This is a genomic window from Leifsonia sp. Y862 (assembly GCF_057669585.1).
Genome location: NZ_JBYHFR010000001.1, coordinates 1,163,201 through 1,186,214, shown reverse-complemented (window position 1 = coordinate 1,186,214; position 23,014 = coordinate 1,163,201). Strand labels below are relative to the sequence as shown.

Below are 23,014 nucleotides of genomic sequence, written 5' to 3'. Positions count from 1 at the left end.
TTCCCGAAGTATGAAAGCGCAATCCTGCGCGGAAACCGGAGATTTACCAGAATGAGACGCGCAAAAATCGTTGCCACCCTTGGGCCGGCAGCGTCCAGCTACGAACAGATCAGGGCCCTGATCGATGCGGGTGTCGACGTATGTCGCATGAACCTCAGCCACGGCAGCTACGACGTGCACGAAGGCGTATACGCCAACGTGCGCAAGGCTGCCAATGACTCCGGCCGCGCCATCGCCGTGATGGTTGACCTCCAGGGTCCGAAGATCCGCCTCGGAAAGTTCGAGGGTGGGCCGTACGACCTCGCTGTCGGCGACATCTTCAAGATCACCACCGAGGACATCCTCGGCAACAAGGAGATCTGCGGCACGACGTTCAAGGGTCTGCCCCAGGACGTCAAGCCGGGAGACTTCCTCCTGATCGACGACGGCAAGGTCAAGGTCGAGGTCGTTGAGGCTGACGACACCGTCGTGACCACCAAGGTGATCGTCGCCGGACCGGTTTCCAACAACAAGGGAATCAACCTCCCAGGCGTTGCTGTCAACGTTCCTGCTCTCTCAGAGAAGGACGAAGCAGACCTGCGTTGGGGCCTTCGCCTCGGCACAGACCTGATCGCGCTCTCCTTCGTGCGCGACGCAGCAGACGTCGACCGTGTTCACGAGATCATGGCCGAAGAGGGACGCCGCGTTCCCGTCATCGCCAAGATCGAGAAGCCGCAGGCCGTTGAGAACCTCGAAGAGATCATCGACGCGTTTGACGCGATCATGGTCGCTCGTGGCGACCTCGGCGTCGAGCTTCCGCTCGAGGCAGTGCCGATCGTGCAGAAGCGTGCCGTTGAGATCGCACGACGCATGGCCAAGCCGGTCATCGTTGCGACCCAGATGCTCGAATCCATGATCCACAGCCCGGTTCCGACGCGCGCAGAGACCTCTGACGTCGCAAACGCCGTGCTTGATGGTGCGGATGCCGTGATGCTGAGTGGCGAGACCAGCGTCGGCGAGTACCCGGTCGTCACCGTCCAGACCATGGCTCGCATCGTTGAGTCCACTGAAATACACGGCCTCGAGCGCATCCAGCCGCTCACGGTGAAGCCACGCACCCAGGGTGGGGCCATCACGTTGGCCGCGACCGAGGTTGCCAACTTCGTCAACGCCAAGTACATCTGCATCTTCACGGAGTCTGGTGACTCTGCACGCCGCATGGCGCGCATCCGCACCCAGATCCCCATGCTCGCGTTCACGCCTGAGCCTGCCATCCGTCGTCGTCTTGCGCTCTCCTGGGGCGTGCAGACGTACCTGGTTGACCGCGTGACGCACACGGACGCCATGTTCGGCCAGGTCGACGACATCCTGCTTGGTCAGGGTCTCGCCGAAATGGGCGACAAGGTCGTCGTGATCTCCGGTTCCCCTCCCGGAATCGTTGGCTCGACGAACGACATCCGCGTGTACAGCGTCGGTGACGCTCACAACGGTGTCGCTCCGGCATACGCCAAGGACTAACCTCCGCCAGCAACACCTGACCCCCGCAGCCTTCTGGCTGCGGGGGTCAGTGCGTTTCAGACGTCAGTGCGTTTCAGACGTCAGTGCGTTTCTGGGCGACAGTGTGTTTCAGGGCGTGGGAGGCTTCTGCGGGGTGGTGTCATCTCCTTCGCCGGCAGCGGTGCGATGCCGCATGCCCCGCATCAGTGGCGTGTCGAGCTCGAAAATGCGTCGGTTGGACCGCTCGCGGCGTCCCTCGCCATTCGTCACGATGTGCCTGAACGCGTAGAGTAAGCCGCCGAGGGCCATCAGCACGAAGGTGACGACCACCGGCCACAACCCGAGGGACGGCAGCTGGGCAGCCGTGACAATGACGGCGATGATCGGGAGCGTTGGTCCGAGGGGGAGGCGCGGTCCGTCGCCGGGCCAGCCCTTGATCGCGAGCACGGTCGCGGCGATGCTCACCACGACCATGGCGATGGCCGCAGCGGCGCTGGCAATGGAGACGATGAATGTCGTATTGGCGAACAGCACCAGCAGGATTGACACCACGCCAAGGAAGATGACACTGCCATAGGGGTGCCCGCGGCTGAGGGATCGGCCGAACACCGGGGGGATGTCACCACGCGCCACCAGCCTGATGACGATCTCGCTTGAGCCGAGAAGCATCGCGTTCGCGCCCGACAGTGTTGAGAGGCACGCTGCGAACGCGATGAGCAGGCCACCGACGGGTCCGATGATGACGTCTGCAGCCTGGGCAACGCCCACCGTCTTGAAATCGGTGATTCCGCTGGCGAGCATGGCCAGGATGACGCCGATATAGATGACCGTCGACACGACGAGCGTCAGGAGCATGGCCCGTGGCACCGTCTTGCGGGGGTTGTGTATGGAGCCGGCCATATTGGCGATCACGTTGAACCCCGTGTATGCGGTGAAGACCAGTGCGGCCGCTGCAAAGACCCCGGAAGCACCCTCCGGCGGCGCAGTTTCGAAGACGGGAGCCCGCAATTCGAGCATTCCCCAGATCGCGAACACGACGAGGATGACGATTTTGAGGCCCACGATTCCGGTCTCGGCCTTGGCGACAGTATCGGTTTGCCCGAGGTTCAGAGCCACAATGGCGATTGCCGCAATGCACCCGAGCAGGATGGGACTGACTCCGTGCAGGAAATATCCCTCGAGGTAGTCGCCGAACGACACCAGGAGGAATGCGATGATCGTGGCGCCGTTCAGGTAGAAGCCCCACATCGTGATGTACCGCCAGAACGGACTGAGTATGTCGCCAACAGGGCCGTACCCGGATTCACCAGGTTTTGCTCGCGCTGACACCACCACGAAGCTGAGCGCACAGAGAAACATGACGATTGCGGCAATGAGGTAGCTGGCAATGGCCCACGGCCCCGCCATATTGAGCGCCGTCCCTGAGAGGGTGAATACGCCGCCACCCACGACACTTCCCACCCCGAATGCCAGTGCAGGCACCAGGCCAATTGCGTGACTACCGTTCGATTCAGGCATGATGCCCCCTAGCTGCGTCGACAATCAGTTCTTACTCTTACCCTGATTGGCGGGAATGGGTACGATCGTGCGGTATTCGCAGGGGTACGCTCTCGACGTGCCCGCAGTTGAAGGTGGTCCACCTGGTGTGACGGATGACGGTCGTCGTGATTCGCTGCCCCGTCACGCCAATTGGTTGGAACTCTTCTTCGACCTGGTGATAGTGGCATTCGTGGGCCAGCTTGCATTGGGGCTGCACGGTGGGCCGGGGCCGGGGGAGTTCCTGGCATTCGCTGTCTTGTTCTTCCCGGCCTGGTGGGCGTGGGTCAACATCACCCTCACGCTGAACCTGTTCGGTGCGCGTGTCACCGGCAGGGTGTGGTTCATGATGGGCATCGTCATGCTCGCGGTTGGCCTGATGGCGGCGGCCGTGGCGGATGGCCTCGGCGAGCGGACATGGGCCTATGCCATCGGCAACGCACTGATGAGGGTGGTGCTGTTCATTGTCTGGTGGGTGCGGGGTCGACAACTCGGAGCGGCCTGGTACCGTCCCGTTGTCTACTGCGGCCTCACGGCCGTGCTCTGGACGGTATCGGCATTCACGCCATCTCCTACGCGATATGTGCTGTGGGCGATCGCAATAGCCGTCGAGATCGTGCTCCTGGCGTTTATGGGGCGTGAGGTCGGCTGGCTTCGCCGGGCGCTCAATATCGATCATCTCAGCGAACGGGTTGGCCTGTTCGTCGTGATCGTCTTCGGAGAATCTGTGCTCGCCGTGATCATTGAGCTGAGCAGCCATTGGACGCCGGTGTCCGCCCTCACCGCGCTGTTGGCGTTCGCGTCGATCACCATGCTGGCCTGGGACTTTTTCACCTTCGGTACCGACGCTGCGGAGCGGGGCTGGCATCGGCTGGGGGCTGCGGGGAACCTCGCGGCGCTGCGCGACACCGTGATGTATTTGCCGTTCCTGCTCGTGACCTCGATCGTGCTGATTGCCGCCGGACTCGGCACCGCAGTTGCTGAGCCTGCGCATCCGTTGTCGTTCGGCACTGCACTCTCGATTGACGGGGGCATCGCGCTGTTCTACGCCACCAATGCAGCAGTCATGTTGCGATACGGCGAGCCCGTCAGGGACATCATGCGATGGGCGATCGTTGGCGTCGTGCTGCCGTTGTGCGTGCTGCTGGGAACCATCAACCTCGCCGGGGTGTACGTCGTGACAGGAGCGGCGGTGACGATCGGAGTCATGGGCACGATCGCCGAGCTGACGAGGCGGCGCCGACGTGCGTCAGACGTGCGTCAGGCCGCCCTGGACCAGTGAGCGGATGTCGGCAGGCCGAGTCCCGTTGGCTGTATAGGCGTTCCGTCAGTGGACGGGACGAGGAGCTGGATGATGACGACGACCAGCATCAGCGCGATCAGGACCGCGATGATGATCAGCATGAATCGAAGCGGGGCGTTGTCCTTCATCGTTCGAGCGTACCGTCTCCGGCGTAGTCCCCGGCGTACTATCGGGCGGGGAAGGACTCACTCACATGAGCAGTGCGCAGAATGAACGAGTCGAAGATGTTGGCCTGCTGGTTGTCGGTGGAGGTAAGGCGGGAAAGACGCTGGCCATGGAAATGGCGCGCGGGGGAGCATCCGTTGCCATGATCGAGCGCGGCATGATCGGTGGCACCTGTATCAATGTGGCGTGCATCCCGACCAAGACCATCATCAACAGTGGCCGGCTCTTGCAGGATATGCGGCGGGCAACCGAGTTTGGAATTGCAGGGGCCGCGCATCCGCACATGGACCTGTCGTTGCTGCTGGCGCGCAAGGAGGATGTCGTCGGCACGATGGTCGCGGGCCAGCTCACATCGTTTCTCGGCTCTGGCATGGACTTCATCCTGGGCGAGGCGCATTTCGTTGCACCGCGCACGGTCAGGGTGTCGCTGGACGGGGGAGGCACGCGGGTGCTGCGTGGGACGGATGTCGTCGTGAACCTCGGCACAGAGCCGTTGCTGCCCACGATCGCCGGGCTCGCAGACGCTGACGTTCTCACCAGCAACTCGCTCCTTCAACTGGAGTCGATGCCGGCGAGGCTCCTCATCCTGGGCGGCGGCTATATCGGCTGCGAGTTCGCGGATCTGCTGAATACCATCGGGGCGGCCGTCACGATCATCCAGGGCGGGCCGCATCTGCTCTCTCGAGAGGACGACGAGATCGCCGTAGCGATCGAACGACGATTCAGCGACGCCGGCATTACCGTGCTGTGTGGCGAACGGGCAGAAAAGGTCACCCGGAACGCCGACGGTACGGTGACTGTCACGCTCTCCTCTGGGCAGACAGTGTCTGGCGACGACGTCTTGGTCGCGGTCGGGCGGCAACCGGTCACCGCAGGCATCGGACTCGACGTGGCTGGCATCGAGCTCGATCGACAGGGCTACATCGTGGTCGACGAGTACCTTCGCACCAGCGCGGATCATGTCTGGGCTGCGGGGGACGTCGCAGGGAGCCCGAAGTTCACCCACGCCTCCTACGACGACTATCGGGTGCTGGCCGTCAATCTGGCCGCAGACCACTCAGGCGGCGCGATGCGGAGCACACTCGGCCGGTTAATCCCCTATTGCGTCTTCCTCACGCCAGAACTCGGCCGGGTGGGACTCAGCGAGCGGGATGCACGGGCGGCTGGCTTCGATGTGCGCATGGCGCGGATGCCGGTGAGCGCGATTCCACGCGCCAGGACAGTTGGACACCTGGACGGAATCTGGACCGCCGTCATCGATCGCTCGACGAACCTCATCCTGGGGGTCTCTCTCCTCAGTACTGAGGCCAGCGAGGTCATCGCGGCTGTGCAGCTGGCCATGCTGGGCGGGATGCAGTACACGAGCGTGCGGGATGCCGTGATCACGCACCCCACCATGGCAGAGGGGCTGACGCTGTTGTTCTCGGCCGCCTACCTGGAGGACTGAGCGCTATTTGCGCTTGTCCGCTATTTGCGATTGGCGCTGTCGCCGTATGGTCCATAGATGACCACCCCGGCAATCGGAATGAGCAGGAACCACAGCCACGCCCATGCCCAGCCCCAGACCCCGGCTGACACAAAGAAGAGAATGAGTGCGATGAACGGCATCAGGGCCATCACGGTGGCACCGGCCCCGCCGCCCAGCGGCCTGCGGCCGGATCGTGGGGCGTTTGACGTCCAGGATGCGGATGGGTCGCCAGCCTGAGTTGACGACCGTGCAGCGGGTGCCGACGTGTACGGAATGGATGACGGCGCATCGCTTCCCGGCAGGTCACGGAAGAGTGGGGCCAGATCGCCGCGGGTGACGGCCTGCCTGGCCGCAGCGGCACGCTCCGTGAACTCAGGAGGCGCGAGACGACCGGCGGCCTGCGCTGCGGCGAGTTCGCGTACGGCATCTTCTCGTTCCGCATCACTGAGGCGGAGCGATGAACGAGTCGGATCGGTGTAGTCAGTCATCTGCGCCCTTTTCCTTGAATCCACTCTACTGGCCCCTCAGCCGGACGCTGAGGCCCTTTTTCGCCAGCGAACGAACGGGAACTCACCGTGGGGGAATTGTGGCCACTGCCTCGATTTCGACGAGCGCACCAGGGCGTGCTGGCGTGACGGAGAGTACGGAGACGGCGGCGCGGTGAGCGCCCCATACCGATCCGGTTGCCGCATATGCTGCCCCAGGATCGACGCCGACGGCCAGATAGATGGTCAGCTTGGCCACGTACTCAGGGCCAGTTCCCGCCTCGGCAAGTACGGCAAGCACATTGAGAAGTGCCTGCTCAGTCTGGGCCTGGAGTCCGTCAAGCAGTTCGCCGGCGGAGTCCGTTCCGTTCTGCCCGCCGACGTAGAGTGTCGGACCTGTGGGAAGGATCATGCCCTGCGCGAATGCGGGGCTCTGGTGAAGTTGCGGGGGATCAACGGGAATGGGGTGGATGGTCATCGTGGTGTCCCTTCATTCGGATCACCCCGAGTATCCCGCCATCGTCGGACATTGGCCACCATGGCAGTGCGCCGGCAGTAGCATCGGCAGATGATCCCTGCCCCAACCGCCCGGCTTCACTTCCGAGAGATGACGGAAAACGACCTCGACCTGATGGAGTCGTTGCTTGGCGACTCGACGGTCATGGAGTTCTATCCGGCGCCGAAGTCTCGTGAGGAATCGGCGGCGTGGATCCAGTGGAATCAACGCAACTATGCCGACCACGGTTTCGGCCTCTGGCTTGTCGAGACGGCGGAGGGGGAGTTCGTCGGAGATTGTGGCCTGACCTGGCAGATGGTCAACGGCACACCCGCCCTTGAAGTGGGCTACCACGTGCGTGCTGTGCTGCAGGGCAATGGGTTCGCGACCGAGGCGGCCGCGGCCTGCCGCGATTTTGCGCGCACAGAGCTACGCGCCGCCGAACTAGTCGCGATCACCCATCCAGAGAACCTCGCGTCACATCGAGTGGCCCAGAAGCTCGGCATGCGGCAGGTAGCGGATGATCACGGCGGGGCTATTCCGGTCCGCAGCGTCTATTCCATGGCGCTCTGAGCAGTGTGCGCTGCGCCCTCCTGTTGATTGAGGAGCGAGCGCCAGCGGCAGGCAGGAATGTCAGTGGTCGGGTGTTGACTAGATCTATGAACCAGGCACCGTTCATCACCACCGAGACCGACAGCGACGTCGATCTTGGCCTCAATCTCTCACGGTTCACTCTCGCCGAACGTGCGTCGCTGCACTACTCCCACGGCACTCCGCTTGAGGGCATGACCGACGCCGACGTGCTCGCAGCCTTCGCCGCCGACGGATACGACGACCCGGAATTCCTGCACGGCCATCTCTACCCGACGCTGCCGACGTCCGCCGAGGAGCTCCCGCCCGGCTACGCCGATCGCACCCAGCTTTACCTTGACGACGTCGCGCAGGACAACGCCGAAATCACGTTGCTCCTCGCGCGGCGTGCCCGACACGTGGAGATCGCCCGCGCCTGGTCAGAGCTCTCCGACGATTTCGTCCTCAAAAACCCGAAGATGTCCGACGGCGAACGCAACAGCTGGATCGCCACCGTGTTCACCTCGCTCGTCGCCGCGCAAGAGAACGAGTCGCTGATCTCCGCCGGGAAACTCATCTCCGAAAGCCAGACCCTCGTCAACGACCTGCCGGCCACACTCGCCGCATTGGAAAGCACCACGATCTCATACGGGCATGCCGCGGTGATCATCAATCAGGTCGGCACCCTGCCCGCCTCGGCCAGAGCCGCGTTCGAACTCGCCGTACTGCCGCTGGCACCCCACATGCCCGTGCACATATTCCGAAAGAAAGTCATCCAGGCCAGGGAACGCCTGCACCCGAAGTCCATCGTGACCCGCACCGTCGACGCCCGGTCGACGCGGCGCATCGTGTTCGAGCCCGACCTCGACGGGATGGCCTGGCTGCACGCCTACCTGCCCACAGCAACAGCGAAGGGCATCTTCGACCGTCTCACCGACCTGGCCGCCGCCGAACAAGGCGACGGTGAGACCCGCACCCTCACCCAACTCCGCGCCGATGTCGCCGCCGCCCTGCTACTCGAGGGTGTCGTGCTCGACGACATGGAAATCGTGCCGTGGGAGGAACGCTCGAGGCGCACGGGTAAGTCCGCGGGCACCGGCAAGTCCACGCGCACCGGGAAGAAGGCCGGTGCCGCAGCACCGCTTCCCACCGGACGCATGACACTGCGGGCCAGGAAAGGGGCACCGAACTGGGGCATCCGCCCCACCGTTATCGTCACCGTCCCGGCAATGACGCTCCTCGGCCACAGCGACGAACCCGGATTCCTGCAGGGCTACGGCCCCATCGATCCCGACACCGCCAGAGAACTCACCCTGCGGGCGCCCTCATTCCTCCGGGTACTCACCGACCCAGACACCGGCGAATACCTGTCGATGAATCAACACAAGTACAAGATCGGTAAAGACCTCCGCACCTGGCTGCAAATCCGCGACGGAACCTGCCGCAGTCCCGGCTGCGACAGGCCCGCCACTCACACCGAGGCTGACCACACCAAAGAATGGCCAGCCGGACTCAGCACACCCCAAAACCTCGCCTGCCTCTGCAAACGCTGCCACCGGATGAAACACGCCACCACCTGGACCGTCACCCAAAACGCCGGCGGAATCCTCACCTGGCGATCCCCGACCGGCACACTGCACACCACCAGGCCCGACCGCCGCGATGTGGGGATGACTCTGCCCATCGACGGCCGCCACGAGTCATCGTGGCAACCACCGCCATCGCAGCCACAACCGTCGCGGCAACCACAACCATCCGCTGGAACCGTTTCCGATATCCAACAGTTGGACGAGAACGACCCACCACCGTTCTGAGTAGCCCGCCCTGGCCTCTGCTTCGGCTGTTGCACAGCGGTTCAGACGCAAAATTGCGTGCGGAAAAATGTGCACAGCGAACTCTCGGATACAAGAAAAGAGCCTGACTTCGCACCCTTTCAGGGAAAAGTCAGGCTCTTTTCAGTGGCTTGTACCGGTGGTGGGACTCGAACCCACACGTCCTCTCGAACAAAGCATTTTGAGTGCTCCGCGTCTGCCATTCCGCCACACCGGCTCACAACACCTGCACCAGAATACCGTAGGCTTTTGGGTGTGACCGACCAAGACACTACATCAACTCCTCCCCGCCGCGTTGTCGTCGCGGAGGACGAATCACTTATCCGCCTCGATATCGTCGAAATTCTCCGTGACAACGGGTTCGAAGTTGTGGGCGAAGCCGGCGACGGTGAGACCGCTGTCGCACTTGCAACAGAACTCCGTCCAGACCTCGTCATCATGGACGTCAAGATGCCGCTTCTCGATGGCATCAGCGCCGCAGAGCGCCTCACGAAGGCCCACATTGCGCCCGTCGTCCTGCTGACCGCATTCAGCCAGAAAGAGCTCGTCGAGCGCGCAAGCGAAGCCGGCGCACTGGCGTATGTCGTCAAGCCATTCACGCCGAATGACCTGCTGCCCGCGATTGAGATCGCGCTGTCCCGCTACAGCCAGATCATCACGCTTGAGGCCGAAGTTGCCGACCTCGTCGAGCGTTTCGAGACCCGCAAGCTTGTTGACCGCGCCAAGGGCCTGCTCAACGAGAAGATGGGCCTCACTGAGCCAGAAGCATTCCGCTGGATTCAGAAGGCATCCATGGATCGCCGTCTGACCATGCACGATGTCGCACAGGCGATCATCGAACAGCTCTCAGCCAAGAAGTAGCACCAAGGCCGGTCGGGCGTGTCGAATTCTGCCGTACTCCAGGAGTTCGAAGAATTCAACGCCCGGTTACTGGCATCCGTCGCATCCCACCCCCACGTGCTCGGTCTGGTGTGGGTGGGATCGACGGCGGAACGCAGCCGGGTCGACGAGTGGTCAGATCATGATTTCTTCCTGATCACCGATGATGGCTCCCAAGAGGCCTTTCGGACCACCCTCGACTGGCTGCCAGACGCCGATGACATTCGCATCCGCGTCAGAGACACCCCCTACAGCCTGAAAGTCGTTTACGACAGCGGCCTCGTGCTTGAGTTCGCTGTGGCCTCGCCCGACGAACTATCGTCCTTTTCCTTCGCCGGAAACGTGTACGAGGTCGCACTCGATCGGGAGCGTATCTCCGAGCGGATGGCGGCCAACGCCGCTCCGGTCGACCGCATCCCGGCGCCTGCCGATCCGCTCGTCGAGTTTCGACTGTTCCTCGTGAACGTGCTGCTCGCATCCGGTCGAGCGCGGCGCGGCGAGCTGCTGGCTGCCGGACAAGTACTCCGCACGCACTCCGTGCGTCATCTCGTGAACGCCCTGCGCATTGTGCGGGAAGACGACCGCACTGAGCGCCTCGACAGCCCTGAGCGCCTCGATAGCCCTGAGCGCCTCGATAGCCCCGCGCGCCTCGATAGCCTCGACTCGTGGCGACGCTTTGAAACGGCGTACCCAGAAGCCAGTCGCATCATCAACGACGCGCTGTCGCTCCCGGTTGAGAGCTGCGGACGAGCGCTCCTCGACAGCGCCAGGATCCTGCTCCTGGACACGTGGGCCGACTACCCGGCAGACGAAGTGCTGGTAGTGCGGCGCAGACTCGGATTCTGAGTCCGCCGCCGCATACCCGCCGCTGCCGCAGCGCACTCACTTCCGGCGCGGAACTACGCTTCGGATGCCGCCGGCTTCTGTTCCTTGATCAGGTTCGTGATCCGAATCGTCGAGCAGCGTCTGCCCTGGTCGTCTGTGACCGCGATTTCGTGGGTGGTGAGGGTGCGACCGAGGTGGATCGGCGTGCAGACGCCCGTCACGTAGCCGGAGGTCGCCGCGCGGGTGTGGGTGGCGTTGATCTCGATGCCGACCGCGAGCCTGCCCGCACCGGCGAACAGGTTCGCTGCCATGGAGCCGAGTGACTCGCCGAGCACGACGTATGCGCCACCGTGCAGCAGCATGGCTGGCTGCGTGTTGCCCTCAACGGGCATCCTGGCCACCGCGCGCTCGACGGAGAATTCGAGGAACTCGATTCCCATCTTCTCTGCCAGCGCACCACTGCCGCGCTGCTGTACCCAGTCGAGCGCATCCTGCGTCTTGTCGATCATTGTCACCTTTGTTGTTGGAGTGTGCACAGAACCGGCTGTCACCGGTCGCTTGTAGGCTGGGTCCGTGTCGGAATCCAAAAAGCCTACCCTGATGATCATCGACGGCCACTCGTTGGCTTTTCGGGCGTTTTACGCCCTCCCAGTCGCAAGTTTCCAAACCCAGGATGGCCAGCACACCAATGCCATCCACGGTTTCCTCTCCATGTTGCTAAGCCTGCTGCGCACCGAAAAACCCACCCACATCGCTGTCGCCTTCGATATCTCCCGGGCGTCATTCCGCACGCGGGAGTACCCGGCATACAAGGGCACGCGCAACGAGACTCCCTCTGAGTTCATCGGCCAGATCCCGCTGCTGCAGGATGCCCTCGCCGCCATGAACATCACCACCATCACCAAAGAAGACTTCGAGGCCGACGACATCCTGGCCACGCTGTCGGTTCGCGGCGTTGCTGAGGGCTACGACGTGCTCGTCGTGTCCGGCGACCGCGACGCCATCCAGCTGGTCAACGAGAACGTCACGTTGCTCTACCCGTCCAGCCAGGGCGTCTCTGCCCTCACCCGGTACGACCCGGCGCGCGTTCGCGAACGCTACGGCATCGACCCGCACCAGTACCCAGAGGTCGCAGCACTCGTGGGTGAGACCAGCGACAACCTCATCGGCATCTCCAAGGTCGGCGAGAAGACCGCCGTGAAGTGGCTCGGCCTCTACGGCAGTCTCGACGGCATTCTGGAGCACGCCGATGAGATCAAGGGCGTCGTCGGCAACAACCTGCGTGAGCAGAAAGAAAACGCGATCCGCAACCGCCGGCTGAACCGACTGGTCACCGACGTCGAATTGCCGGTGGAGATCGCGAACCTGGAGCGCGGCCCGATCAATGACCAGGGCGTGCGGGAGGTCTTCTCACGGCTCGAGTTCAAGAGCCTGCTCGATCGCGTCCTGAAGCTGGAGGGCGGCGACGCCGCCATCGTTACCGGTGAAGTCGTTGCAGCTGATGAGCCACCGGCGCCGCAGGCCCCGCACGCGCAGGACCTGCTCGACGAAGAACTCGAAGGGTGGATCAAGCGCGCGGTCGCGGCGTCACCCATTGGCCTCGGCCTCACCACAGAGGTGCTCGACGGCACCGTCATCGGCTTCGGCCTCGCCAGTCCCACCGAAACGGTCAACCTGCCCTGGCAGCCGGGTCGCAGCGACTATGCGCCGTTCGAGGCCTGGCTGGCCAGCGACTCGCCCAAGATCATGCACGGCGCGAAATTCCAGCTGAAGGCACTGCGAAACAGCGGACTCGCCTTCGACGGTCTCTTCACCGACTCGCTCGTCGCCGGCTGGCTGCTGCGTCCCGGCGGACCAGACAAGACGCTGGCCGACCTCGTCACGCGCTACCTCCGCGAAACCCTGCCGGTGCACGACGCCAACCAGCTGGTGCCAGATGAGTCAACGGTCGCCGGCGTTCCGATGCAGGCGTGGTACACCCTGCGCGTCGCCGCAGCGATCGACGAGCTCTTCGACGACGGCACCCGCCACGTCCTCCTCGACATCGAGATGCCAACGCTCCTCGCCCTCGTCGACATGGAGCTCACGGGTGTGTCCGTGTCGCACGCCGAGTTGTCAGAGCTGTCGTCGCAGCTCGGAGAGCGTTCTGCGGCCCTGGCCGCCAGCGCGTACGCCGAGATCGGCCGCGAGGTGAACCTCGGCTCGCCCAAGCAGCTGCAGGAGGTGCTCTTCGACCAGCTCGGCATGCCGAAGACGCGCGCGAACAAGACGGGCTTCTCGACGGATGCCGGCGCTCTTGCCGACCTGCAGGCCAGCAACCCGCATCCGTTCCTCGACCTGCTGCTGCAGCACCGCGACGCCACCAAGCTTCGCCAGATCGTGGAGACTCTCGACAAGGCGATCGACGGAACAGGGCGCATCCACACGAACTACGTGCAGATCGGCACGGCAACGGGGCGCATCTCGTCGACGGATCCCAACCTGCAGAACATCCCGGTTCGCACGGAGGAGGGCCGTCGCATCCGTGCGGCCTTCCACGCCGGAGAGAACGCAGAGGCGTTGTTGACGGCCGACTACTCCCAGATTGAGATGCGCATCATGGCGCACCTCTCAGAAGATCCAGGTCTCATCGAGGCGTTCAACGCCGGAGAAGACCTGCACCGGTTCGTGGGCTCTCGTATCTTCGGTGTCGCTCCAGAAGAGGTCAGTGCTGAAATGCGCGGCAAGGTCAAGGCGATGTCATACGGCCTGGCGTACGGGCTGAGTGCGTTCGGCCTGTCAAAGCAGCTGCGGATACCGACGGCAGAGGCCAAGCAGCTCATGACCGACTATTTCTCCCGCTTCGGCGCGGTGCGCGACTATCTGCGCAACGTCGTCGAGCAGGCGAAGATCGATGGCTACACGGAGACGATCTTCGGCCGCCGTCGCCCGTTCCCCGAGTTGAACAGCACCAACCGTGTGCTGCGCGACAACGCGGAGCGTGCAGCTTTGAACGCACCGATCCAGGGCTCAGCCGCCGACATCATGAAGATCGCCATGAACCGCATCGCACACGACATCGCGAACAAGAACATGGAGTCGAAGATGATGCTCCAGGTGCATGACGAATTGATCTTCGACGTGGCGCCTGGCGAGTGGGACGTGCTGCGCGACGTGGTGACGCACCGCATGTCCACCGCCGCAGAACTGCTCGTGCCGCTCGACGTGCAGGTGGGTCGCGGAGCGAACTGGGACGACGCCGCCCACTAGCAACGAAGCCGTCCAACGGCACCAGTACCAGCACCAGTACACCGCGTGACAGCACCAGCAGCGGCCCGCCCTCCGGCGGGCCGCTGCCATATGCTCTGATTATGACGAATGGCATTCAGCGCACTCCCAGCCCCATTGATCAGATCGCCGAAGAGTGGGTTGACACCCTCGTCGAGTTGGACCCCACCATCGGCACATACATCGGCCGCACGGAGGGTGACGGCCGCTACGGTGACTATTCACCTGCCGGCCACGCACGCTATGTCGACGCGGCGAAAGCGACGCTGGCTGCCCTGGCTGCGGCATCCGCTGTCGACGCCGTCGATGAGGTCACGCTGACCGACCTGCGGAGCACCCTCACCCTCGACATCCAGAGCTCAGAGGCAGAGCTTCAGCTGCGCGACCTCAACGTGATCGCGTCGCCGGTGCAGGAGATTCGGGATGTACTCGACCTCATGCCGACCGCAGAAGTGCACGACTGGGAGAACATCGCGTCGCGCCTCTCGAACATCCCTGACGCCCTTGACGGCTACGTGGAGACCCTGAGGCTCGGCATCGCGCGTGGGGTCACTCCCGCGCGCCGCCAGGTGCTAGAGGTGATGGCGCAGGTGCGCCGCCAGGCGGCACCCGATGGGTTCTTCGCTGATTTCGCATCTTCTGCGCGCCTGGCAAACGGTGAGCTTCCTGCCTCGCTGGCCACGCACGTCGCCGAGGGCGCCCAGCGGTCGGCCGAGGCATATGGCGCACTGGCTGATTTCTTCCAGAACGAACTCGCCCCAGCCGCCACAGAGCGTGACGCCGTCGGCCGCGACATCTACGAGCTGCAGTCACAGCGTTTCCTCGGTGCGAAGATCGACCTCGACGAGACCTACGAGTGGGGTGTCGACGAGCTTGCCCGCATGGTGGCTGAGCAGGAGAGCGTCGCCCGCCAGATCAAGCCAGGTGCGAGCGTGCTCGAAGCCATCGCCTTCCTCGACACCGACGAGAGTCGGAAGCTCCACGGTACCGATGCGCTGCAGAAGTGGATGCAGGAGACCAGCGACCGTGCGGTCGCAGAGCTGGCCGGCACCCAGTTCGACATTCCAGACGAGATCAAGACCATTGAGTGCATGATCGCCCCGACGCAGGAGGGCGGCATCTACTACACCGGCCCCACCGACGACTTCTCTCGCCCCGGCCGCATGTGGTGGTCCGTTCCTGTCGGTGTCACCGAATTCGACACCTGGCGCGAACTCACCACGGTGTACCACGAGGGCGTGCCTGGCCACCACCTGCAGATCGGCCAGGCCGTCTACAACCGGGCGAAACTGAACACCTGGCGCCGGCAGCTCGCCGGTACGTCTGGACACGCAGAAGGTTGGGCGCTCTACGCCGAACGCCTCATGGAGCAGCTCGGCTACCTCGACGACCCTGCCGATCGCCTCGGCATGCTCGACGGTCAGCGGATGCGCGCCGCTCGCGTCGTGCTCGACATCGGCGTGCACCTCGAGAAGCAGCGCCCAGACGGCAAGGGCCCATGGACGGCGGAGTACGCCTTTGAGTTCCTCGGCCAGAACGTCAACATGAACGATGGATTCGTGAACTTCGAGGTCAACCGCTACCTCGGCTGGCCGGGCCAGGCACCTTCATACAAGGTCGGCCAGCGCATCTGGGAGCAGCTGCGCGACACCTGCCAGGAACGCGAGGGTGCAGCGTTCTCGATCAAGGAGTTCCACCGCAGGGCACTGGACCTCGGTGGCGTAGGCCTCGACACGCTCACTACGACGCTGCTGAAGTAGCCGACGTGGCCGGGGGGATGCCGTCACACAATGCTCGCTCACGTTCGGATTCGCCGTACCAGCTGGCGTTGGGCGGCATCCCTGACGAGCTTCATCCGCGGCTCCGCGCCTACTTCAGCGCGATCCCTGCCGGCCACCATGGTTATGGGCGCGGCCACTTCAGCACGGTCGGCACACCGAGGCGCTGGCTGTGGCCGCTCCTCTGGCTGGCAGGGCGCCCCGACATCCTGTTTCCGGTCTGGCAGCACGATGTGGCTTTCACGGTCATCAACTATCCGGTGCAGGGGGAGTGGCCCGCCATCCGTGCCACCCGCAGCTTCGACCTGGCGGCCGGTGCCAAGGTCATGACGGATGCCATCACGGCCACCCCCGATGGCCTGGTCGACTACCTGGGCCAGGCGCGCCGGATGAAGGCGAGCCTCTCCGCATCGGTGCGGAACGGCGCCATGCACCTCGACTCGACGGCCGTCGCCCTGCGGGTGGGCCGTCGCTGGTTCCGCGTGCCCGGCTGGATCGCACCGGCGGTGGCGTTGACAGAGCGCTTCGATGACACGGCCGATCTCCAGCACATCGCGTTGACCCTCACCACGCCTGGCATCGGTACGGTGTACGAATACGCGGGTTCATTCAGCTATGAGATCCGCACGGGGGAAGGCAACGGATGACGAATCACGACACTGGTCGACGCATTGTGTTGGCAGGAGGGTCCGGCTTCATCGGCTCATACCTGCGAGACGCGTTCGAAGCGGAGGGCGCTACGGTGCTGCAGATCGGGCGCAGCGGCCCAGATGCACGGTGGGACGACCCTGAGGGCATCCGTCGCGTCCTGGATGGCGCAGACATTCTCATCAACCTGGCAGGCAAGAGCGTGAACTGCCGGTACACAGAGCGCAATCGTGCCGAGATCATGCGTTCACGGCTCGACACGACGATCGCGCTGCGTGAGGCAATCCGCTCCTGCGACGCTCCTCCTGCGCTGTGGCTCAACTCCTCGACGGCGACGATCTATCGGCATGCGGAGGATCGCCCCATGACGGAAAGCACCGGCGAGATCGGCACCGGCTTCTCCGTCGGCATCGCGACGGCCTGGGAAGCTGCTTTCTTCGCCGGCGACCTGCCAGACACCCGCAGGGTCGCGTTGCGCATGGCCATCGTGCTCGGTGACGGCAGCGCTCTGCTGCCGCTCATTCGGATGGCGCAGTGGGGACTTGGCGGCGCCCAGCTCGATGGCCGCTGGGTGTCGACGCCGTCGCGCCGCGCAGCAGGCACCTTCCACGAGAAGCGCGCAACGGGCGGAAGCCAGAAATTCAGCTGGGTTCATATCGCTGACGTGCTCGGCATCATCCGTTTCCTGGCTGACCACCAGGAGATCGACGGTGTCGTGAACGTCGCCGCGCCCAACCCCACCGACAACAGCGCCATGATGCGCGCGGTGCGCAGTGTTCTCGGGACCCGAATCGCCATCCCTGCACCGCGCTGGATGCTGGAGGCAGGGGCGGCCGTGATCGGCACAGAAACCGAACTCGTGCTGAAAAGTCGCTGGGTAATTCCAGAACGGATGCATGAGGCCGGCTATAAATTCGAATATCCGGTCATCACGCCCGCATTGTCGCAGATCATACGGCAACGCAGCTTGCCGCTAGCCCCCGTTAGCGGCTAAACTGGAGTGTCACGCCCGTGACATCTATCCATTGCCTTCGTGGTGCATAACGGTGCTGAGCTTCTTCGGCACTACCGCGACTGGCCCGCACACTGCGTTGTACTGGCGCAGGCCCATACTGGAGCAACTACTACATGACAATCGTAACGACCGCCAAGGCACCCAAGCAGGTCGCCATCAACGACATCGGATCTGCTGAAGACTTTCTCGCCGCGGTCGAAAAGACGCTGAAATTCTTCAACGACGGAGACCTCATCGAGGGCACCGTAGTGAAGATCGACCGCGACGAGGTTCTCCTCGACGTGGGATACAAGACCGAGGGTGTAATCCCCTCCCGCGAACTTTCCATCAAGCACGACGTTGACCCCACCGAGGTTGTCAAGGTCGGCGACGTGGTTGAGGCTCTCGTCCTCCAGAAGGAAGACAAAGAAGGCCGTCTCATCCTCTCCAAGAAGCGTGCTCAGTACGAGCGTGCATGGGGCGACGTTGAGAAGATCAAGGATGCCGATGGTGTTGTCACCGGTTCCGTGATCGAGGTCGTCAAGGGTGGACTCATCGTTGACATCGGTCTCCGTGGCTTCCTTCCCGCATCGCTCATCGAGCTGCGCCGCGTTCGCGACCTGACCCCGTACCTGGGCCAGGAGATCGAGGCGAAGATCCTCGAACTCGACAAGAACCGCAACAACGTCGTTCTGTCGCGTCGTGCACTGCTCGAGCAGACCCAGTCTGAGAGCCGCACCACGTTCCTCAACAACCTCCAGAAGGGACAGGTCCGCAAGGGCGTCGTCTCGTCGATCGTCAACTTCGGTGCGTTCGTTGACCTGGGTGGCGTTGACGGTCTGGTTCACGTTTCAGAACTCAGCTGGAAGCACATCGAGCACGCCAGCGAGGTCGTCGAGGTTGGCCAGGAAGTCACCGTCGAGATCCTCGAGGTCGACCTGGAGCGCGAGCGCGTTTCCCTGTCGCTCAAGGCAACTCAGGAAGACCCGTGGCAGGTATTTGCCCGCACCCACGCCATCGGCCAGGTTGCACCGGGTAAGGTCACCAAGCTCGTTCCGTTCGGTGCGTTCGTTCGCGTCGCAGAGGGCATCGAGGGTCTGGTCCACATCTCCGAGCTGTCCGGCAAGCACGTTGAGCTCGCCGAGCAGGTTGTGTCAGTGGGCGACGAGGTCTTCGTCAAGGTCATCGACATCGACCTCGAGCGTCGCCGCATCTCGCTGAGCCTCAAGCAGGCCAACGAGGGTGTTGACCCCGAAGGTACCGAGTTCGACCCGGCACTGTACGGCATGCTCACCGAGTACGACGAGCAGGGCAACTACAAGTACCCAGAAGGCTTCGACCCGGAGACCAACGAGTGGCGCGAGGGCTTCGAAACCCAGCGCGAGAAGTGGGAGCAGGACTACGCTGCTGCCCAGGCTCGTTGGGAAGCGCACAAGAAGCAGGTTGCAACCGCAAACGAAGAGGTCCTCGCTGTTGGCGATGTCCCCTCCGCTGCAGGCAACACCTTCTCCAGCGAGACCGCTGGCGCCGGCACCCTTGCCGACGACGAGGCACTTGCTGCACTGCGCGAGAAGCTCTCAGGCGGCAACTAGTCCGCTTGAGCGCGTGCTCCTCGGAGCGCTCGTTCACTGAAGTACGCGCTCATTGAAGCAAACGCTCATTGAAGCAAACACTGGCCGGACCCTTCGGGGGCCGGCCAGTGTTCTTTAACTCGCTGTCTGTGCTGCCCGCCCGCCGTAGGCTGGCTGACATGCACGACGAACGCCTCCACTCCCACGCCGCCTCTTTCGAATCCGGCGCTGACGGGTACGACGCCCACCGGCCCACGTATCCGATGGACGCCGTCGAATGGCTGCTGGGCGACGCTATCGACGTCGCCGACATCGGGGCAGGCACCGGCAAGCTCACCGGAGCGCTGCTCGGCCTCGGCGCCAGCGTTGTGGCCGTCGACCCGTCAGCCGACATGTTGCGAGTGCTCACAGAGCGCTTCCCCAGAGTGCAGACGCTCGAGGGCACAGGGGAGAGCATCCCCCTCCCTGACTCCGCCGTTGACCTGGTGACATTCGCCCAGGCCTGGCACTGGGTGGATGTAGACGCGGCAACGGCAGAGGTGCTGCGTGTGCTGCGGCCCGGCGGCCGACTGGCGCTCATCTGGAACAGCAGGGACGAATCGGCCCAGTGGGTCAGCGAGCTGTCCCGCGCCATGAATCCGGGGCTGCATGCGGCAGGAGCCTTCGAGCCGACGCTGGGTCCCGGGCTCGAACTGGCTGACCAGCGCGTCGATCGGTGGGTGACTGAGACCTCACGCGCCGGCATCCGTGACCTTGCCACTACGCGCAGCTACTATCTGGTGGCCAGCGTGACTGAGCAGGCCGCCATGCTCGAGCGCATTACCGTGGTGCTCGACGCCCACGAGGAGACCCGACACGACCCGATCCAGCTGCCATACATCACCGAAACCTGGATCGCCGTGCCCACGGTTCACGGCAGCGATAGCATCTGAGCCCCATCGCCGGCGCAGTAGAGTGGCTGGCGTGTATTTGATTGGACTGACCGGCGGAATCGCATCTGGCAAGAGCACCGTCGCCGCCCGCTTTGCCGAACACGGTGCCGCGCACGTGAACGCAGACCAGGTTGCCCGTGAGGTCGTCGAGCCGGGCACGCCTGCGCTGGAGGCTATCGCCCGCGAATTCGGCCCCGGCGTGATCACTTCTGACGGCCGACTCGACCGACAGGCTCTCGGCGCCGTGGTTTTCAGTGATGCCGCCGCTCTTCAACGCTTGAACGGCATCGTGCACCCGGCCGTCAGGCGCCGCACAGCCGCACTGTTCGCCGAACTGGATGCTGCAGACCCCGACTCCGTCGTCGTGTACGACGTTCCGCTGCTTGTCGAAGCCGCCCCAGGGCATCCGTTTGATCTTGTCGTTGTCACGCAGGCGCCGGAAGACGTCAGGGTGGCGCGCATGGTCGAGGTCCGCGGCATGACGGAGGAGGACGCCAGGTCACGTATCGGCTCGCAGGCGACCGATGCCGAGCGGCTGGCGATAGCGGATGTCGTGATCGATACCTCCGGCACGCTGGAGCACACCAACCAACAGGTCGATGAGACGTGGCAGTGGATCAGATCACACCATCCTGTCGGCGGTGCTCTTTAGACTGGTGGCATGGAACCAACGCGCGCAGTTCATCCGTTTGAGGTTGTGAGCGAGTACACGCCAAGTGGCGACCAACCTGGTGCCATCGCCGACCTCAGCGCCCGGATCAACGCCGGTGAGACAGACGTGGTGCTCCTCGGTGCCACCGGTACCGGAAAATCGGCGACGACGGCCTGGCTCATCGAGGCCGTGCAGCGCCCGACGCTGGTGCTTGCCCACAATAAGACGCTCGCGGCGCAGCTCGCCAATGAGTTCCGCGAATTGATGCCCAACAACGCCGTTGAGTACTTCGTCTCGTACTACGACTACTACCAGCCAGAAGCGTACGTCCCGCAGACAGACACCTTCATTGAGAAGGACTCGTCGATCAACTCCGAAGTTGAGCGGCTCCGGCACTCAACCACGAATTCCCTGCTCAGCCGCCGAGACGTCATCGTGGTGTCAACGGTGTCGTGCATTTACGGCCTCGGCACCCCTGAGGGTTACCTGGAGGCCATGGTCGCCCTGCAGGTCGGCATGAAAGTCGATCGCGACTGGCTCGTGCGCAAATTCGTCGCGATGCAGTACCAGCGCAACGACATCGACTTCTCTCGCGGCAATTTCCGGGTGCGCGGCGACACCATCGAGATCATCCCCATGTATGAAGAACTCGCCATTCGCATCGAGATGTTCGGCGACGAGATCGAGGCGTTGTACAGCCTGCACCCGCTCACGGGCGACATCGTGAAGAAGCTCGACGCGGTCTCCGTGTTCCCCGGCTCCCACTATGTGGCGAGCACCGATGTCATGCACCGCGCCATCGGCACGATCAAAGAAGAATTGGCCGAGCGACTTGAGCAGTTGGAGCGCGAAGGCAAGCTGCTTGAGGCGCAGCGCCTGCGCATGCGCACCAACTTCGACCTCGAGATGATGGAGCAGATCGGATTCTGCTCCGGTATCGAGAACTACTCACGGCACATCGATGCGCGCCAGCCTGGTGAGGCGCCGCACTGCCTCATCGACTACTTCCCCGATGATTTCCTCGTCGTCATCGATGAGTCCCACGTCACCGTGCCGCAGATCGGCGCCATGTACGAGGGAGACTCCTCGAGAAAGCGCACCCTGGTCGACCACGGCTTCCGGCTTCCGAGTGCTCTCGACAACCGGCCACTGAAGTTCAACGAGTTCAAGAACCGGGTCGGGCAGACCGTGTACCTGTCGGCAACGCCGGGCAAGTACGAGATGGGCATCGCAGACGGCGTCGTCGAACAGATCATTCGCCCGACAGGCCTCATCGACCCCGCGATCATCGTCAAGCCGTCAGAGGGCCAGATCGACGACCTGCTTGAAGAGATCCGCAAGCGTGTCGAACTGAACGAGCGTGTGCTCGTCACGACCCTGACAAAGAAGATGGCCGAAGAACTCACCGACTTCCTCACGGAAGCCGGAGTTAGCGTGCGCTACCTGCACTCAGACGTTGACACGCTGCGCAGGGTCGAGCTGCTGACGGAGCTGCGACAGGGACTCTACGACGTGCTCGTCGGTATCAACCTGCTGCGAGAGGGCCTCGACTTGCCAGAGGTGTCGCTCGTTGCGATTCTGGATGCCGACAAGGAGGGCTTCCTCCGGTCGTCGACGTCGCTCATCCAGACCATCGGTCGCGCGGCGCGCAACGTGTCCGGTGAAGTGCACATGTATGCAGACCGGCTCACCCCGTCGATGAAGATGGCCATCGAAGAGACCGACAGGCGCCGAGAGAAGCAGGTCGCATACAACGAACTGCACGGCATCGACCCGACACCGTTGCGAAAGCGCATTGCCGACATCACCGACGTGCTGGCCAGGGAAGAGGCCGATACAGCCGAGCTGCTTGCCGGCCGCGAAGCACGCAAGAAGAGCCCGACGCCGAACCTCAGGCGGGTGGGCCTTGCGGCGAACGGCGCTAACGACCTGGAATCGATTATCTTCGATCTCAACACCCAGATGCTCGAGGCTGCAGGGGAACTCAAGTTCGAATTGGCGGCGAGACTCCGTGACGAGGTCTCTGAGCTCAAGCGCGAACTCCGCAACATGGAAAAGGCCGGTCATCTCGGCTAATTCCCAGCTAAGTTTGGCCGGAAAGTGGCTTTCGTTCGCTCACGGCGTGGTGTTTTGTCAC

At 63.5% G+C, this 23,014-nt stretch carries 20 protein-coding genes and 1 tRNA gene; 15 read left to right on the top strand and 6 right to left on the bottom strand.

The genetic code is table 11. The annotated features are described in order from the left end of the window. The first annotated feature begins 51 nt into the window (after nucleotides 1-51). Nucleotides 52-1,497, top strand: a complete 1,446-nt coding sequence (gene pyk / locus AC25Z0_RS05565; RefSeq protein WP_488119200.1) for a pyruvate kinase — start codon at nucleotides 52-54, stop codon at nucleotides 1,495-1,497. A 108-nt stretch (nucleotides 1,498-1,605) separates the two neighbouring features. Here pyk and AC25Z0_RS05560 read toward each other — a convergent pair whose 3' ends face one another. After that, the gene (locus AC25Z0_RS05560; RefSeq protein ID WP_488119199.1) at nucleotides 1,606-2,994 is read right to left on the bottom strand and encodes an APC family permease; all 1,389 of its coding nucleotides are present in this window, start codon (nucleotides 2,992-2,994) and stop codon (nucleotides 1,606-1,608) included. A gap of 97 nt (nucleotides 2,995-3,091) precedes the next feature. On the opposite strand from AC25Z0_RS05560, the gene AC25Z0_RS05555 reads away from it, so the two are divergent. Further along, entirely contained in the window at nucleotides 3,092-4,294 is a 1,203-nt protein-coding gene (locus tag AC25Z0_RS05555; protein WP_488119198.1) for a low temperature requirement protein A, read from the top strand. On the opposite strand, the gene AC25Z0_RS05550 is transcribed toward AC25Z0_RS05555, so the two are convergent. Next, nucleotides 4,273-4,443 (bottom strand): hypothetical protein, encoded by a 171-nt coding sequence (locus tag AC25Z0_RS05550; protein WP_488119197.1) that lies wholly within the window; start codon nucleotides 4,441-4,443, stop codon nucleotides 4,273-4,275. The two genes, AC25Z0_RS05555 and AC25Z0_RS05550, sit on opposite strands and share 22 nt — an antisense overlap. A 65-nt stretch (nucleotides 4,444-4,508) precedes the next feature. On the opposite strand from AC25Z0_RS05550, the gene AC25Z0_RS05545 reads away from it, so the two are divergent. Next, complete coding sequence (locus AC25Z0_RS05545; protein ID WP_488119196.1) at nucleotides 4,509-5,927, top strand: dihydrolipoyl dehydrogenase family protein; 1,419 nt, start codon at nucleotides 4,509-4,511, stop codon at nucleotides 5,925-5,927. 20 nt (nucleotides 5,928-5,947) lie between these two features. Here AC25Z0_RS05545 and AC25Z0_RS05540 read toward each other — a convergent pair whose 3' ends face one another. Together AC25Z0_RS05540 and AC25Z0_RS05535 are read right to left on the bottom strand one after the other, a co-directional pair. After that, the gene (locus AC25Z0_RS05540; protein ID WP_488119195.1) at nucleotides 5,948-6,436 is read right to left on the bottom strand and encodes a DUF1707 SHOCT-like domain-containing protein; all 489 of its coding nucleotides are present in this window, start codon (nucleotides 6,434-6,436) and stop codon (nucleotides 5,948-5,950) included. Nucleotides 6,437-6,518: 82 nt separating this feature from the next. Next, entirely contained in the window at nucleotides 6,519-6,911 is a 393-nt protein-coding gene (locus AC25Z0_RS05535) for a RidA family protein (RefSeq protein WP_488119194.1), read from the bottom strand. Between the two features lie 90 nt (nucleotides 6,912-7,001). Between AC25Z0_RS05535 and AC25Z0_RS05530 the strand changes: the two genes are divergently transcribed. Continuing rightward, complete coding sequence (locus AC25Z0_RS05530; RefSeq protein WP_488119193.1) at nucleotides 7,002-7,502, top strand: GNAT family N-acetyltransferase; 501 nt, start codon at nucleotides 7,002-7,004, stop codon at nucleotides 7,500-7,502. An 86-nt stretch (nucleotides 7,503-7,588) separates the two neighbouring features. Then, entirely contained in the window at nucleotides 7,589-9,313 is a 1,725-nt protein-coding gene (locus AC25Z0_RS05525; RefSeq protein ID WP_488132550.1) for an HNH endonuclease signature motif containing protein, read from the top strand. Between the two features lie 152 nt (nucleotides 9,314-9,465). Here AC25Z0_RS05525 and AC25Z0_RS05520 read toward each other — a convergent pair. Continuing rightward, a tRNA-Leu gene (locus tag AC25Z0_RS05520) sits at nucleotides 9,466-9,548 on the bottom strand. 38 nt (nucleotides 9,549-9,586) lie between these two features. On the opposite strand from AC25Z0_RS05520, the gene AC25Z0_RS05515 reads away from it, so the two are divergent. Together AC25Z0_RS05515 and AC25Z0_RS05510 are read left to right on the top strand one after the other, a co-directional pair. Beyond that, nucleotides 9,587-10,192, top strand: a complete 606-nt coding sequence (locus AC25Z0_RS05515) for an ANTAR domain-containing response regulator (RefSeq protein ID WP_414803406.1) — start codon at nucleotides 9,587-9,589, stop codon at nucleotides 10,190-10,192. Nucleotides 10,193-10,210: 18 nt separating this feature from the next. After that, nucleotides 10,211-11,056: a hypothetical protein gene (locus AC25Z0_RS05510; protein WP_488119191.1), complete on the top strand. Its 846-nt coding sequence runs from the start codon at nucleotides 10,211-10,213 to the stop codon at nucleotides 11,054-11,056. A 53-nt stretch (nucleotides 11,057-11,109) separates the two neighbouring features. On the opposite strand, the gene AC25Z0_RS05505 is transcribed toward AC25Z0_RS05510, so the two are convergent. Then, entirely contained in the window at nucleotides 11,110-11,544 is a 435-nt protein-coding gene (locus tag AC25Z0_RS05505) for a hotdog fold thioesterase (RefSeq protein WP_488119190.1), read from the bottom strand. Nucleotides 11,545-11,608: 64 nt separating this feature from the next. Between AC25Z0_RS05505 and polA the strand changes: the two genes are divergently transcribed. The 8 genes from polA (at nucleotide 11,609) to uvrB (ending at nucleotide 22,953) form a co-directional block, all read left to right on the top strand. Beyond that, on the top strand, nucleotides 11,609-14,284 hold the full coding sequence (gene polA / locus AC25Z0_RS05500) for a DNA polymerase I (protein WP_488119189.1): 2,676 nt from the start codon (nucleotides 11,609-11,611) through the stop codon (nucleotides 14,282-14,284). Between the two features lie 101 nt (nucleotides 14,285-14,385). Beyond that, nucleotides 14,386-16,062 (top strand): DUF885 domain-containing protein, encoded by a 1,677-nt coding sequence (locus AC25Z0_RS05495; RefSeq protein WP_488132549.1) that lies wholly within the window; start codon nucleotides 14,386-14,388, stop codon nucleotides 16,060-16,062. Between the two features lie 17 nt (nucleotides 16,063-16,079). Further along, nucleotides 16,080-16,727 (top strand): DUF4166 domain-containing protein, encoded by a 648-nt coding sequence (locus tag AC25Z0_RS05490; RefSeq protein ID WP_488132548.1) that lies wholly within the window; start codon nucleotides 16,080-16,082, stop codon nucleotides 16,725-16,727. Then, complete coding sequence (locus AC25Z0_RS05485; RefSeq protein ID WP_488132547.1) at nucleotides 16,724-17,722, top strand: epimerase; 999 nt, start codon at nucleotides 16,724-16,726, stop codon at nucleotides 17,720-17,722. Before AC25Z0_RS05490 ends, AC25Z0_RS05485 begins: the two co-directional genes overlap by 4 nt. Nucleotides 17,723-17,856: 134 nt before the next feature. Further along, nucleotides 17,857-19,314, top strand: a complete 1,458-nt coding sequence (rpsA, locus tag AC25Z0_RS05480; RefSeq protein WP_488119185.1) for a 30S ribosomal protein S1 — start codon at nucleotides 17,857-17,859, stop codon at nucleotides 19,312-19,314. Nucleotides 19,315-19,472: 158 nt separating this feature from the next. Further along, entirely contained in the window at nucleotides 19,473-20,225 is a 753-nt protein-coding gene (locus tag AC25Z0_RS05475) for a class I SAM-dependent methyltransferase (RefSeq protein WP_488132546.1), read from the top strand. Nucleotides 20,226-20,256: 31 nt separating this feature from the next. Further along, nucleotides 20,257-20,877 (top strand): dephospho-CoA kinase, encoded by a 621-nt coding sequence (gene coaE, locus AC25Z0_RS05470; protein ID WP_488119183.1) that lies wholly within the window; start codon nucleotides 20,257-20,259, stop codon nucleotides 20,875-20,877. A 9-nt stretch (nucleotides 20,878-20,886) separates the two neighbouring features. Continuing rightward, a complete protein-coding gene (gene uvrB / locus AC25Z0_RS05465; protein ID WP_488132545.1) occupies nucleotides 20,887-22,953 on the top strand; it encodes an excinuclease ABC subunit UvrB in 2,067 nt (688 codons plus the stop codon). The last annotated feature ends 61 nt before the right edge of the window (nucleotides 22,954-23,014 follow it).